The sequence below is a fragment of the Curtobacterium phoenicis genome (assembly GCF_047238015.1).
Classification (GTDB): Bacteria; Actinomycetota; Actinomycetes; order Actinomycetales; family Microbacteriaceae; genus Curtobacterium.
The window spans coordinates 33,592-47,450 of sequence record NZ_JBDFLZ010000002.1 but is presented as its reverse complement, the minus strand read 5'-3'; the positions used below and the strand labels follow the sequence as shown (position 1 = coordinate 47,450).

At 70.8% G+C, this 13,859-nt stretch carries 9 protein-coding genes; 2 read left to right on the top strand and 7 right to left on the bottom strand.

Annotation, left to right across the window (positions count from 1 at the left end):
• Window positions 1–239: 239 nt before the first annotated feature.
• On the bottom strand, window positions 240–1,097 hold the full coding sequence (locus ABC270_RS00235) for a Bax inhibitor-1/YccA family protein (protein WP_412878945.1): 858 nt from the start codon (window positions 1,095–1,097) through the stop codon (window positions 240–242).
• Window positions 1,098–1,312: 215 nt separating this feature from the next.
• Here ABC270_RS00235 and ABC270_RS00230 point away from each other — a divergent pair, with 215 nt between their 5' ends.
• Together ABC270_RS00230 and ABC270_RS00225 are read left to right on the top strand one after the other, a co-directional pair.
• Window positions 1,313–2,341, top strand: a complete 1,029-nt coding sequence (locus ABC270_RS00230) for a glycerophosphodiester phosphodiesterase family protein (RefSeq protein ID WP_412878944.1) — start codon at window positions 1,313–1,315, stop codon at window positions 2,339–2,341.
• A gap of 12 nt (window positions 2,342–2,353) precedes the next feature.
• Window positions 2,354–4,798: an ATP-dependent helicase gene (locus tag ABC270_RS00225; protein WP_412878943.1), complete on the top strand. Its 2,445-nt coding sequence runs from the start codon at window positions 2,354–2,356 to the stop codon at window positions 4,796–4,798.
• Between the two features lie 34 nt (window positions 4,799–4,832).
• Here the strand turns inward: ABC270_RS00225 and ABC270_RS00220 are convergent, their stop codons facing one another.
• From ABC270_RS00220 to ABC270_RS00195, 6 genes are all read right to left on the bottom strand, one after another.
• Window positions 4,833–5,468, bottom strand: a complete 636-nt coding sequence (locus ABC270_RS00220; protein WP_412878942.1) for a pyridoxal 5'-phosphate synthase — start codon at window positions 5,466–5,468, stop codon at window positions 4,833–4,835.
• Between the two features lie 18 nt (window positions 5,469–5,486).
• Window positions 5,487–6,140: an NUDIX hydrolase gene (locus ABC270_RS00215; RefSeq protein WP_412878941.1), complete on the bottom strand. Its 654-nt coding sequence runs from the start codon at window positions 6,138–6,140 to the stop codon at window positions 5,487–5,489.
• Entirely contained in the window at window positions 6,137–7,708 is a 1,572-nt protein-coding gene (locus ABC270_RS00210; protein ID WP_412878940.1) for a nicotinate phosphoribosyltransferase, read from the bottom strand. Before ABC270_RS00210 ends, ABC270_RS00215 begins: the two co-directional genes overlap by 4 nt.
• Window positions 7,705–8,535 carry a ribose-phosphate pyrophosphokinase gene (locus ABC270_RS00205; RefSeq protein ID WP_412878939.1) on the bottom strand — a complete coding sequence of 277 codons (831 nt, stop codon included), beginning with the start codon at window positions 8,533–8,535 and terminating at the stop codon, window positions 7,705–7,707. The genes ABC270_RS00210 and ABC270_RS00205 overlap by 4 nt, the downstream gene beginning before the upstream one ends.
• Before the next feature lie 47 nt (window positions 8,536–8,582).
• Complete coding sequence (locus tag ABC270_RS00200) at window positions 8,583–12,953, bottom strand: type VII secretion EssC family protein (protein WP_412878938.1); 4,371 nt, start codon at window positions 12,951–12,953, stop codon at window positions 8,583–8,585.
• Window positions 12,954–13,133: 180 nt separating this feature from the next.
• Entirely contained in the window at window positions 13,134–13,679 is a 546-nt protein-coding gene (locus ABC270_RS00195) for a hypothetical protein (RefSeq protein ID WP_412878937.1), read from the bottom strand.
• Window positions 13,680–13,859: the final 180 nt, after the last annotated feature.

Genomic DNA, 13,859 nt, shown 5'->3' with positions numbered 1-13,859 from the left:
GCGGCGGGGACGTGCGTGCGGGGGTGCGTGCGGGGGTGCGTGCGGGGCGCGTGCGCGATGTCCTCCCCGAGGTTCCGCAATCTCGGCATCCTCGCGGGCCCCGCGCACGGTTCGTGGAACCCCGGTGAACCCGAGCGGCATGTCGTGGAACCTCGGTCACGGCGACGAGCTCCCGCACCCGTCGAGGGACGACGAAGGGCCCCGGCGAGTACGCCGGGGCCCTCCGTGTTGCGCTGGTGCTAGTTGCGCGAGCTGCTCGCGATGATGGCGAGGATGCGCAGGATCTCGAGGTACAGCCACACGACCGTCACGACGAGTCCGAACGCCGCGGTCCACGCGTAGATCCGGGGGGCACCACGCTGGACGCCCGTCTTGATCTGGTCGAAGTCGAGGACGAGTGAGTACGCCGCCATCAGCACGACGAGGATGCCGATGAGCACGCCCCACGGGATCCCGAAGAGGAAGCTCGGCTGGCTCATCAGTCCGAACGTGCCCTGCGTCACACCCGTCCACATGAGCACGAGGTTGACGAGCTGGAAGACCAGGTAGCCGACCATCGCGACGAGGAAGAACCGGGTGATCTTCGGGGTCGCACGCACCTTGCCGGAAGCGAAGAGCGCGAGCGTGATGCCGAAGACACCGAGGGTGCCGAACACCGCCTGCGGGACGATGCCGCCGAACGCGGCCTGGTACGTCGCCGAGATGCCACCGACGAACAGACCCTCGACACCGGCGTAGGTCAGGACGAGCGCGGGCGACGGCTTCTTCTTGAAGGTGTTCACCAGGGCGAGGACGAAGCCGACCACCATTGCGACGATCCACACGACCGGCGGGAGGTTCCAACCGGCCACCGCGCCGACGACGAGCACGCCGAACGCGAGGAGCGTCTTGACGATGGTGTCCTCGTACGACATGCGATCCGTGTCGACGGTCGATGCCGACGGGCGGTCGTACATGTACTGCAGCTGTTCGGGCGTCATGCCGGCCTGCGGCGTCTGACCCCAGCCAGCCTGCTGCTGTCCGGCGCCCGCGCCCCAGGCGTTCCGGCCCGCGTCGTTGAAGGCGGGGGACTGGTCGAAACCGGGCTTGAAGGCCATGGTGTCCTCTCATGGATGATTCGAGTCCTCTCAGCCTACGGACCTGGCGGCCCCGAAGGCTGTGGATTCGCGGCGAGCGGAACGGCTGTCCCGTGGTCGCCTGCGGCGATCGTCGCAGGCCAGGCTCGGAGTTGGCCGTGGCAGGCCTGAGTACCCGTCGGAGGTGGGCTGGACGGCGGCAGCGAGCCGCGCCTCCAGGCCGGTACCGTGCACGCATGACCCTCGTCATCGCCCACCGCGGCGCGTCCGGACACCGTCCCGAGCACTCGCGCAGCGCCTACGACCTCGCGATCGCGATGGGGTGCGACGCGATCGAACCGGACCTCGTCCCGACGCGCGACGGCGTCCTCGTGCTGCGGCACGAGAACGAGATCTCCGGCACGACGGACGTCGCCGAGCACGCGGAGTTCGCCGACCGTCGGACCACCAAGACGGTCGACGGGCAGGCCCTGACCGGCTGGTTCACCGAGGACTTCACGTGGGCGGAGCTGCAGACCCTGCGGACGCGCGAGCGCCTGCCCGCCCTGCGACCGCTGTCGGCAGCGCACGACGGCGAGGACCCGATCCTGCGCCTCGAGGACCTGCTCGCGATCCTCGACGGTGCTCCGCGACCCGTCGGGCTCGTGGCCGAGGTCAAGCACGCCACCTTCTTCGAGCAGTCGGGGTTCCCGATGGGGGCGATGCTCGACGAGGTGCTCGCGACCGCGGGCTGGCGGCAGGACGGGCGGCTCACGGTCGAGAGCTTCGAGAAGGGCGTCCTCCGTGACCTCCGCTCGCGACGGACGGGTGGCCGGCTCGTGTACCTCCAGGAGGCGCGGGGCAGCGCCGCCGACGAGGTCGCGTCCCACGGGTCGCTGGCTCCGTCCTACGCGTCCGAGCGGTCCGACGAGGCGCTCGCGGAGCTCGCGACCGAGTTCCACGGGATCAGCGTCGACCTCAAGACCCTGATGGCGGGGGTGGACACCAGGGCGGTGGACGACCGCGGTCCGGTCCGCAGCGCGATCGTCGACCGGGCGCACGACGCCGGGCTCGACGTGTTCACCTGGACCCTGCGGCCGGAGAACCGTTTCCTGCCAGCACCGCTCCGACGTGGCGGGGACGTCGCGGCGCACGGCGACTGGGAACGGTGGTTCACGTCGATCATCCGGACGGGCGTGGACGGGGTGTTCGCGGACCACACGGACCTCGCCGTCCGCGCTCGTTCGGTCGTCGGGCCCGGTCCGGCTGTCGGGAGCCCCGCCTAGACTGTCCCGGACATGACGATCGTGCTGGACCCATTCGACTCGTCCCCCGAGCAGGGTGGCGGGGCCGCTGCCTACGAGGACCCGTTCACCGCGGGTCTGAACCCCCAGCAGAAGGAAGCCGTGGAGTACCGCGGCGAGTCCCTGCTCATCGTCGCGGGTGCCGGCTCGGGCAAGACCAGTGTCCTCACGCGACGCATCGCGCTGCTGCTCGCCAACCGTGAGGCCTGGCCGTCCCAGATCCTCGCGATCACGTTCACGAACAAGGCCGCGGCCGAGATGCGCGAGCGGGTCCGTGCCCTCGTCGGCAACGAGGCCGAGGGCATGTGGATCTCGACGTTCCACTCGGCGTGCGTGCGCATCCTGCGGCGCGAAGCCGAGCGGTTCGGGTTCTCGCAGTCGTTCACCATCTACGACTCCGCCGACTCGCGTGCCCTCCTCAAGCGGATCATCAAGGAGTACGAGGCCGACCAGCTCGGGCTCACCGTCGGGGCAGCGGCGTCGAAGATCTCGAAGCTCAAGAACGAGCTGCAGGACGTCGACACCTACGTCCGTAACATCAACGCGAACGACCCGCAAGACGTCATGTTCGCCCAGGTGTTCCGTCGCTACACCGACGAGCTCCGTCGGGCGAACGCCTTCGACTTCGACGACCTCATCGGGCAGACGGTCTTCCTGTTCCGGGCATTCCCGGACGTCGCGGCGCTGTACCAGCGGCGGTTCCGGTTCATCCTCGTCGACGAGTACCAGGACACCAACCACGCGCAGTACGCCCTGATCCGCGAGCTCACCCGCCCGGTGCCGGTCGAGCAGGTCGACGCACTCGAGGACGCCGGCCAGCACGTCGAGCGCATGCGGGAGCGTGACGGCTCGATCGCGCCCGCCTCGCTGACGGTCGTCGGCGACTCGGACCAGTCGATCTACGCCTTCCGCGGCGCCGACATCCGCAACATCGTCGAGTTCGAGCGGGACTTCCCGAACTCGAAGGTCATCCTGCTCGAGCAGAACTACCGGTCGACGCAGAACATCCTCGACGCCGCGAACGCCGTCATCGCGAACAACTTCGACCGGCAGGCGAAGAACCTGTTCACCGACGTGGGCGCGGGCGACAAGATCGTCGGCTTCACCGGGTACACCGGCCACGACGAGGCACAGTTCGTCGCGGACGAGGTCCAGCGGCTGCACGAGGGCGGCACGGCCTACCGCGACATGGCGGTCTTCTACCGGACGAACTCGCAGACCCGTGCGCTGGAGGAGATCTTCATTCGGGCGGCGATCCCGTACCGGGTGCTCGGCGGCACGAAGTTCTACGAGCGTGCCGAGATCAAGGACGCCATGGCGTACCTGATCACGATCGCCAACCCGGCCGACCCGATGGCGCTCCGCCGCATCCTCAACGTCCCGAAGCGCGGCATCGGCGCGGTCACCGAGACGACCCTGCAGCGCTACGCCGACGAGCACGAGACGACCATGCGCGAGGCCCTGCGCCACGCGGATGAGCTCGGCTTCGGCCCGAAGGTCCGGACCGCGATCACGGCGTTCGCGGCGCTCCTCGACGAGGTCTCCGCCAAGGCGCAGGACCAGCCCGTCGTCGACACCCTCACGCAGCTGCTCGACGGGTCCGGGCTGCTCGAGAACCTGCGGAAGTCACCGGACGCGCAGGACGCTGCGCGGGCGGACAACATCGACGAGCTCGTGGCCGTGACGCGCGAGTTCCAGAAGAACAACCCGGACGGCACGCTCTCCGACTTCCTGACCGAGGTCTCCCTCGTGGCGGCTGCGGACGAGCTCGACGACTCCTCCGGCACGGTCTCGCTCATGACGCTGCACACGGCGAAGGGCCTCGAGTACGACGCGGTGTTCCTGACCGGCGTCGAGGAAGACCTCCTCCCGCACCGGATGTCCGCGAACGAGCCCGGTGGTCCGGCGGAGGAACGCCGGCTCTTCTACGTGGGCATCACCCGCGCGAAGAAGTCGCTCTTCCTGTCCCTGGCGATGACCCGAGCCCAGTTCGGCGACGTGAACGTGGCGATGCCGTCGCGCTTCCTGCAGGAGATCCCCGAGGGGCTGATCGAGTGGAAGCAGTCGCCGGGCATGGCGAACAGCCGCGGCGGCACCGAGCCCCGCGCCCTGAACGCCCGACGCGGTGGCATCGGCGGTGCCGGTGGCGGCGGGGGGTACCGCGGCGGCGGAGGCTGGGGTGGCGGCTCGTACGACCGTGCGGCCGCGGCGCAGAAGACCCGCCCGAAGACCGAGTGGGCGAACCGGGTGTCCGGGCAGGTCCGCGACAACGGCGACCTCGAGCTGGTCGCCGGTGACCGCATCAAGCACCTCGACTTCGGCGAGGGCACGGTGTCCGCGGTGACCGGTCAAGGAGCCAAGCGCATCGCGGAGATCGCGTTCGACTCCGCCGGTCGCAAGAAGCTGCTCATCAAGATCGCCCCGATCAAGAAGCTCTAGGGGACCGGGCCGGTCGTTCCGGGGCGCGATCCCGCTACGGCTGGAGCCGCGCGGCGTCCCACCCGTCGGGCGTCCGGACGTACTGCAGGCGTCGGTGCATCCGGTCTCGGCTGCCGTGCCAGAACTCCACGATCTCGGGTTCGAGTCGCCAGGCCACCCAGCCCTCCGGGCGGGGTACGTCGTCGTCCGTGTCCGACAGCAGCACGTTCGCGTCGTCGATGAGGTCCTGCAAGGTCCGCGGTTCGAGCACGTCCGACTGGTCGGCGATCGCGGTCGCGGCGCGGGACTTCGGCGACCGGTCGGCGAACAGGGCGTCGGACGCCTCGTCGGAGAGCTGCACGACTCGACCCTCGAACCGGAGCTGCTGCATGGTCTCCCGCCAGTACACCTGGAGCGCCGCGTGTGGGTTCTCGGCGAGCTGTCGACCCTTCGGGCTGAGCGTGGAGGTGCCGAACACGAGTCCGTCGTCCTCGAGGCGCTTCACGTCCACCGTGCGTGCGGACACCCGGCCGTCGGCGCCCGCGGTGGCGAGGGTCATCGACATCGGCTCGGACACGTCTCGCTCGTCGGCGTCGTGGAGCCACTGCCGGGCGAGGTCGATCGGCGACGACGGCGGCGCGTCGAACTCGGGCAGGTGCAGGGAGTCGTCACCGGACAGCGAAGCGGACATGACCCCAGCCAACCGCGCTCAGTCCGCCCACGTCCAGGTCGCCGGGGGACGCCCGCCCCGCGTGCTCGCCGCCGCGGGCTCCGTGGCTCGCACGAGGGCCGCGTTCGTGCGCAGGGAGCGGTTGAGGTTGCCCGCGTCCGGGGCGCTGCCGTGCAGCGCCGTGTGCAGTTGTGCCGCGGCCGAGGTCGTGAAGACGTCGCCGAGCAGCGCTCGGGTCAGCGGGACGTCGCGCCACAGCCGGGTCCGCACCTGGTCGACGGCGGTCCGGACGATCGCGTCGTGGTCGAACGGGAGGCCCGGCTCGGCCCCGTCGACCGGCCGCCAGACCGCGGGCGGGGCGTCCACCCCCGGCCTCGTCACCGCGATGAACGCGATGCTGATCGCTGCGTCCCGCGGGTCGCGCGACGGTCCGTCGAACGCGCCGACCTGCGCGAGGTGCCGGACCGCAGCCGCCCCGATCCCGGTCTTGGTCCGCAGTGCTCGTCGCGCACCGTCGACGAGGCGTTCCGCAGCCTCCAGGAGCACGCCGGGCAGTGCCTCCCGGCCGGCGAAGGGGGCGTACGGCCTCCGCGCGGTCGCGACCCGCAGACCGTCCGACGTCGTGAAGGACATCGGGACGACGTCGATCGCGATGAGCGGCTGGTCGCGGGCCGCGGAGACGGCGCCGGTCACGCGCGCGCCCGGCGGGCTGCGCGATCGGCCCGCTCCGCGCGGAGGGTGGCACGGACGTCCGCGAACGACTGCAGGACGGTGAAGCGTCCGTCGACCCACACCGTCTGGAGGAGACTCGTGGCCTCGTCCTCGGCGCTCGCCTCGTCGGTCTGCCGGATCTCACCGTCCGCGTCGCGGTGCAGGGCGATCCGGCCCTTCGCGCTCTTCTTCCCGCTGCCGGTCTTCGGGTCCTTCTGGATGTCGACCGGCTTCCCGTCGACGAGGGCCCAGGTCGCCTTCACCGCGCTGCCGAGGTTGTCGCGGGTCATGTACTGGTACGTGTACGACCCGATCCCGAGGACGATGTTGTCGCTCGCGTAGCCCTTGGCGGCGAGGCGCTTGTAGATGCGCCGGGCGCGGTCGAGGGTGATGCTGTCGCCGTAGATCACGCCGATGTGCTGGTCGAGGACCTTGAAGCCCTGCTCGTTGACGGTGTGGCCGAACAGCTCGTCGAGGAGCTCGACGACGCCCTTCTCCTCGTTGCTCCGTCCGGGGCGGAACAGCTCGTCCACGGGGACGCCGTGCACCGTGCCGGTGACGATGTCGACCGGGTCGCCCGAGTCCGGGCGGATGACGAGCTTGCCGTCGCGGGCCGTGATGCGGTCCTTGAGCTGCGGGAGGGTCTCGGTGATCACCTTGAACAGGTCGAAGCCGTCGCTCACCGCGGAGACGATGCCGGTCGGGTAGACGTCGAGGATCTGCTCGAAGGTCTCGAGCTCGCCGTCGGCACCGCGCACGCACATGACGCTGTGCTCGGTCGCGGGGACGCTCGCGCCGACCCAGCCGTTGTCGCCCGGGTAGTAGCGGTCGATGAAGTCGAGCGACGGCATCGAGTCGGTGCCGAGGAACGAGAGCAGGTGCCCCGCGCCGGCAGCGGCGGCCGACTCGATGCTCGACTGCCCCCGGAACGAGAAGTCGTGGGCGGCGAAGTCGATGCTCGCGGGGTCGGCGCCGGTCCGGTCTGCCCACTCCTCCATGAGGTCGCGGTACTCGAGCGCCTTCGTCGCGACGGTGGACGGGTGCCAGATGGACGCGGAGAGAGCGGTCTCGATGTAGTTCGGGAGCCAGAAGAACTCGTCGATCGTGTTCTCGATGGTCAGGGTCGCGACGCCGATCGGGGCGAGGGTGCCCTCGGGCAGGGCCTTGACGTCGAGTGGCAGGTAGCCGAGTCGGTGCAGCGCTCGGACGTGGTCGGTCCCGATGTGGTTCGGGCCGAAGTACCCCTGCAGCGCCTGCTCGAACAGGCCCGCGACCTCGTCTTCGTCGGCGGCGAAGAACGGCGCCCAGGCCTCGTTGAGGTGGCGCTGGATGAACGCCTGCAGACCGAACACCACGGCGTGGGTGGACTCGGGCATGTGGCTGTTCGACCGGTTCGTCCAGTTGATGAGGATCCGGGTCGTGCCGGCCGGGTAGACCTGCCGGTGCGAGTGCTTGTAGCCGTCGACGGCCAGCAGCGGGGCGATCGGGCTCGGGGTGGTGATGCGGGGCTCGATGCCCGTCGTCGTGCTGGTGGCTGCGGTGTGCGTCATCGGATCTCCTTCGTGAGGTACGGGCTGAGCGGGACGGTGCGCAGGCCCGGCACGTCGTTCTGCGCCGGGTACGAGTCGGTGGTGACGATCTCTCCGAAGTGGTCGGCGAGCTGCGGGGCGCGGCCGGAGAAGACGCCGTGCGAGACCCAGAGGCCGAGCCGTTCCTTCGGGAGTCCGGTCGAGCCGGCGAGGCCCATGAAGGTCCCGCCGCCGTCGCAGATGTCGTCGACGACCAGGAGGCGGCCGGTCTCCGGGAGCGGCTCGCAGGAGAACCCGTCGAGCTTCCCGGTGCCGGGGTTGCGGTGCTTCTCGGCGCGGAAGAGCGGCAGGTTCGCTGTGCTGGCGACCGCCGATGCGCGAGCGACCGCGCCCTTGTCCGGGGCGATCACGCCGCTGTAGTCAGATCCGGCGAGCACGGCGTCGCACACGACCTGCTCGCTCGTGACCACCGTGAGCCGCTCGACCAGTCCGACGATGACCGGCGAGTGCGGGTCGAACGCGATCACCTGGTCGATGTGGAAGCCGTTGACGACGTCGGCGTAGACCTTCGCGCCGAAGGGGAGGCCGCGGTCCTGCCGTGCGCCGGGGAGGTACGGGACGAGCGCGACGGACCGCGCACCCCGCTGCCGGACGGCGTCCGCCCACATGCCGAGCATGAGGAGGTCGTCACCGCTCGTGCCGCGCAGGGTCGCGATCTCGGTGGTCGCCCCCGCGTCGGCGTCGTCCACGACCTTGACGTGCGCCTCACCCGCGGGGAACCGCATGGTGGAGAACGTGGGTGTCGTCGGTGTGCCCTGGGCATCCCAGGTGCTGAGTTCGACTGCCATGACACGACCGTACCACGGTATTTGTCAGAAGGACAAGTACCTCTGCCTCAGGGGACGGGGACCTGGACCGAGACCAGCTCTCCGTCTCCGAGGTGCACGATCGCCGACCCCGGCTGGACTCGGTCGACCACGGAGCTCCGGGGCAGGCGCATGCCGAGCAGGTCGCCTTCGGTGATCGCCTGCGGGCTGAGGAGCGCCCCCGAGCGAGCCCGCTTCATGTCGACCTGCCAGCCCGTGAACCCGACCCCGAACTCGGCGGTCAGCCCCGCTGCGACGATCGCCTGACCGCTGTCCGCCGCGCGCTTCACGAAGCCCTGCAACCACGTCTTCGCCGGCGCGTCCTTGACGAGTTCGGCGTCGTCGATGACGAGCACGCGTCGGCCGGGCTGGTCGTCGAACCACGGCGCGAGGAGGTCGTCCGTGAGCTCGGCACCCTCGTGCGCGGCGAGCACGCCCGGTTCCGACGCGAGTGAGCGCAGCGGCGACTGCCTCGGCGTGACGAGGACGACCTGGCCGCCGGAGCGCAGTACCGACCGGGTGATCGACAGGAGCACCGAGCTCCGGCCGGACTTCGCCGGACCGCCGATCGCGAACGAACCGGCCCGCGCGAGGTCCGGACCGATCGCGGCGAGGTCGTCGCCACCGATGCCCACGAGCCCGAAGAGGTCGGCGTCGTCGGTCCGCATCTCCCACGCACGGTCGAACGGCACGGGGCCGCTGAGCTGGTCGACCCGGAACGGTCGACGCGAGCGCTCGACGCTTGCGTCCCGCCCGGTCGCGAAGGTCGCCAGTGCCGTGATGGCGGCGGCCTGCGCCTGACCCGTCCCGGCGGCGGCGAGCAGGGCGATCTGCGTCTCGACGGCGGTCTCCGAGGCGAAGCCCCGACCGTCCGGGATCTGCTCCGGCAGCTTCCGCGGGTTCAGTGCCGCGAGGCCGTAGTCGCCCCGGTCGGACAGACGCAGCACGAGCTTGTCCTCCACCAGGGTGGCCATCCGGCTCGACAGGAGTTGCCGGTCGCCGGTCACGACCAGGTGGATGCCGACGCTGGCGCCCTCGCGGAGCATCGTCATGACCTGGTCGGTCGGCGCGCCGTGGTCGAGTTCGCCGAGCGACCCGACGAACCCCTCCCACCGATCGAGCATGAACACGATGTGCGGTAGACGGTCGGCCGGTGAGACCGCCGCGGCGCGCTGCTCGACGATGCTCGCGAACCCGCCCTCGGCGAGGACCTGCTGCCGACGGGCGAGCTCCTGGGTCAGCTTGGCGAGGAGCCGCTGCGCCCGCTCGGTCTGCACGCGCTGGACGACCGCGCCGGCGTGCGGCAGCGCCTGGACCGGCAGGAGCGCACCGTTCCCGCAGTCGAGGGCGTACACGTGCACGTCGGCCGCCGAGGTGTTGCGCGCGATGGCCGCCGCGATCGTCCGGAGCACCTGGGACCGTCCGCTGCGCGGTGCGCCGACGACGTAGAGGTGGCCGTCCGTGTCGAGGTCGAGGCTGCGGACACGCTGGGCCTGTTCGCCCGGGAAGTCCTGGAGGGCGAACGGCAGCGGGTTCACGCGCGACGACGTCGTCAGCTCGTCGAGCTCCCAGGCGGAGTCGTTCACGTCCGTGAAGAGCAGGGTCTCGGGCAGAGCGTCGAGCCACGGACGGTACGGCTCCGGCCCGCCCAGGGTCTCGGCAGCGCCCGCCACCGCGGCGACGAGCTCCTGCAGGTCCGTGCGGTCGTCGTCGGAGCGGTCCTCGGACTTCGGCGGAGCCGGCGGCGGTGAACCGAGCGAGGACCAGGACACCGAACCCGCCCAGACCGGACGTCGCCGGTTCGACGTCGTGCCCGGACGCCGACCCCCCACCCGACCGGACTGGAACGGCAGCAGGGCTCCGGCACCGAGACGGATGTACCCGCGCCCGGGCGTGCTCTTCTGGATCTGCGCGGCGTCCCCCGCGTCGATGACGTCGGTGCTCTCGCTCGAGTCCGTCACGCGCAGCGCGATCCGCAGGTTCGTGTTCGCCCGGATGTCGTTCGACACCACGCCGGTCGGGCGCTGCGTGGCGAGGATGAGGTGGATGCCGAGCGAGCGCCCGCGCTGGGCGATGTTCACGAGACCGGTGACGAAGTCCGGGAGCTCCCGCACCAGGCTGGCGAACTCGTCGATGACGATGAGCAGCCGCGGCATCGGGGGCAACGGCTCACCCCGGCCGAGGCGCTCGACGTAGTCCTCGATGTCCTTCGCGGCGGCTTCGGCGAGCAGGTGCTCGCGGCGGCGCAGCTCGGCCCCGAGCGACTCGAGCGCGCGCTCGACGAGGTGCGTGTCGAGGTCCGTGACCATCCCGACCGTGTGCGGCAGCGGTGCGAAGTCCCGGAAGGCGGCCCCACCCTTGTAGTCGATGAGGACGAAGTTCATCCCCTCCGGCGTGTTCGTGGCCGCGAGCGAGGCGACGATCGTCTGCAGGAGCTCGGACTTCCCGGAGCCGGTCGTCCCGGCGACGAGCCCGTGCGGGCCGTCCCGGCGGAGGTCGAAGGCGAACGGTCCGTCGAGGCTCTCGCCGATGACCACCTCGGTCGTCCGGGGCCGCACGCCCCACTTGCCCGTGATCGCCCTCGCCGTGGGTGGCTCGAGCAGCATGACGTCGAGCAGGCGCGAGGACGTCGGGAGCCCTCCCGCATCGCTCTCGTCGTCGGCGTCGACCATCGGGGCGATCGCCCGGGCGACCGACTCGAACCAGCCGTCCGGCACCCGGTCGGGACGGACGTCGGTGATCGTCGCCTGCCGCTGGGCGGCCACCCGGATGCGCTCGGGACCCACCGTCACGACGACCGAGCACTCCTCGGGCAGCAGCCGGGCCTCTTCCTCGATGCAGATCGCCCGCACGCCGACCGCCGGGCCCTCCTTGAGGATCCGGATGAGCCCGGGCAGAGCCCGGAGCCGTCGGGCGCCGTCCAGCACCACGACCACGTCGGGACCGGCGATGACCCGCGCGCCGGACTCCCGCAGCGCGCGCTGTCGGGCGTCGATCACCTGCCCCAGTTCCGCCACGCGAGCGCCGAGCGTCTCGGCGTCGTTGCCGATCGCGATGACGGCGTCCTGCCCGAAGCCCGGGCGGGCCTGCGGAACCCAGCGGAGCCACGCCCACTCGGCTGATGACTGCGCGTCGGTCAACACGACGAACTGCGTGTCCCGGGGGCTCTGCAGCACGGCGAGCTGCGCGACGAGCCACGACGTGAGGTGCTTCGTGTGCTCCTCGCGCCCGGCGACACCCACGACGCCGCTCTCGGCGAGGTCGACGACCACGGGGACGTCCTCGGCCAGCCTGTCCACCGCCCGACGGTGCTCGAGCGCCGCGGGGTCCTCGAGCACCACACCGGACGGTACGTCCGCCGTCCCGACGCGCAGCGTCAGGTAGTCGGGGTCGGTCCGCCGACGCTCCCACAGCCGGGCGCGACGCCGCAGGGCGATGTCGAGCACCGTCGCCGGGTCCGGTGCGCTGGTCCGGGACTCGCGCTGGTACCGGGCCACGGCCTCCAGGGCGTCCGCCTCGACCGCCTTCTTCGTCTCCTCGTACTCGGCCACCCGCTGCCGGTGCGTCTTCTTGCCGTTCCGACGGTCCCACCAGGCGTTGCCGAACATGATGATCGGCGACATGAGGCCGAACGCCAGGTAGGCGACGTTGTGGAAGATCGAGATCATCACGGCCGCCATGCCGAGCGGCGCCAGCGCCGCGATGATCGGGATCGACCGTCGCGACTGCTGCCCCGGAGCGGCCGGCAGCTTGAAGACCGTCGGGGTCTCCTCCGGCAGCAGGCGTGGCGGCCGCGTGTAGTCGAGGGTCCCGCCACCAGGAGTCAGCGTGATCGCAGCGCGGTCGGCATCGGGAACCGCGACGGCCAGGAGCGTGTCGCCGATCGCGACGACGACACCCGGTTCGACCGGGGTCTCGACGTCGACCTCTGTCCCGTCGACGAGGACACGCGAGCCCTTCGTCGGGATGATAGTGAAGCGACGGTTGAGGTCGAGCCGCAGCACCGCCGCGTACTCCGGCGCCGTGCGGTCCGGCAGGTGCACCGTGGCGTCCGGCGCCGACCCGACGTGCGCGATCCCCGCGTCGAGCACCACGACCGTGCCGGCACCCGGGCCACCGACGATGCGGACGCTGGGCAGGTCGGCCGGAAGCGGCAGGACCGGAGCGGCTGCGCCGAACGTCAGCCGGGCACCCTCGAGCAGGACACCGTCGCCGAGGCGGGCGTGCGGCGTCGTCGGTACCGCGTCGACCGCCACCTCGACGATGGACTCGGCGCTCAGCCCGAACCGGCGCGCGACGATCTCGACGACCTCGCCGAGGACGGTGTCCTCGTCGCACTCCACCACGAAGTCGGCGGTGGCGTCGGTCGGCAGGTGGGTCGCGGTGAACGTCAGGCGCACGCGGCACCTGCCACGTGATGGGTCGTGGTCGTCGCGGGACACCCCGTCGAGGCCCCCCGCAGCGTCATGCTGCCGCTCATGTGTCGATTCTCGCAGGTTGTCGCGGCGTGCAGGTCGGGTTGCGCCCGGCCTGTGGACGGGTGGTCGGACTGGAGGCGCGGTGCAGGGAAGCGGGGCTGCTCACGTCGCACTGCGGATGCGTCTGGCGAAAGCTTTCAGCGACGTCTCAGCGGCAGCGAAGGCAGCAGGGTGACCGCCGATCCCGGTGACGGTGATGGTCGAGGAGCCCGAGCGGAACTGCCAGCGACGGGCGACCACTGCCCCTGTCGCGTCCATGAACGGCCAGGTCTTGGCCGCTTCGCCCCAACGGGTACCGGTACCGGTCCGGAGGCCGTCTGCTGGAGCTCGACCGGGACCGACGAGAAGCTCGTCGGTCGTGGCGACCGCGACGGTTGTCGTGTCCGTAATCGAGGTGACCTGTGAGAGGAACGCAGCGAATCGCAGGTCGGACGAGCTCATCCTGCACAGGGTCTCGAGCGACGCCGCTGTCGCGACCATCTCCACCGTCTTGAACGGGCGGACGTACCAGGGGAAGAGCCGGTACGTGGTCGAGTTCGCCCATCGCTTCGGCTTGCCGCGGACGTCCTCCGGGAGCGGTACGACGAGCCAGTCCTCGCCGGCGAGGTCCTCGAGGCCCCGGAACAGCGAGTCGAGGATTCCGGTCATGATGCTTCCCTGAGTGCGAGGCTGAGCGCGAGACGGCCGACGTGGGCAGGGCGAGGTCGACGTTGCTCTCGTGCGCGATCACCGATGTGAGCACGGCCGTGTGGGAGAGCGATTCGTCGGAGAACGGCTGGACCCATCGGACCGAGGTCTTGACGGATCGTCTCCGGAGGAACTCGCTCG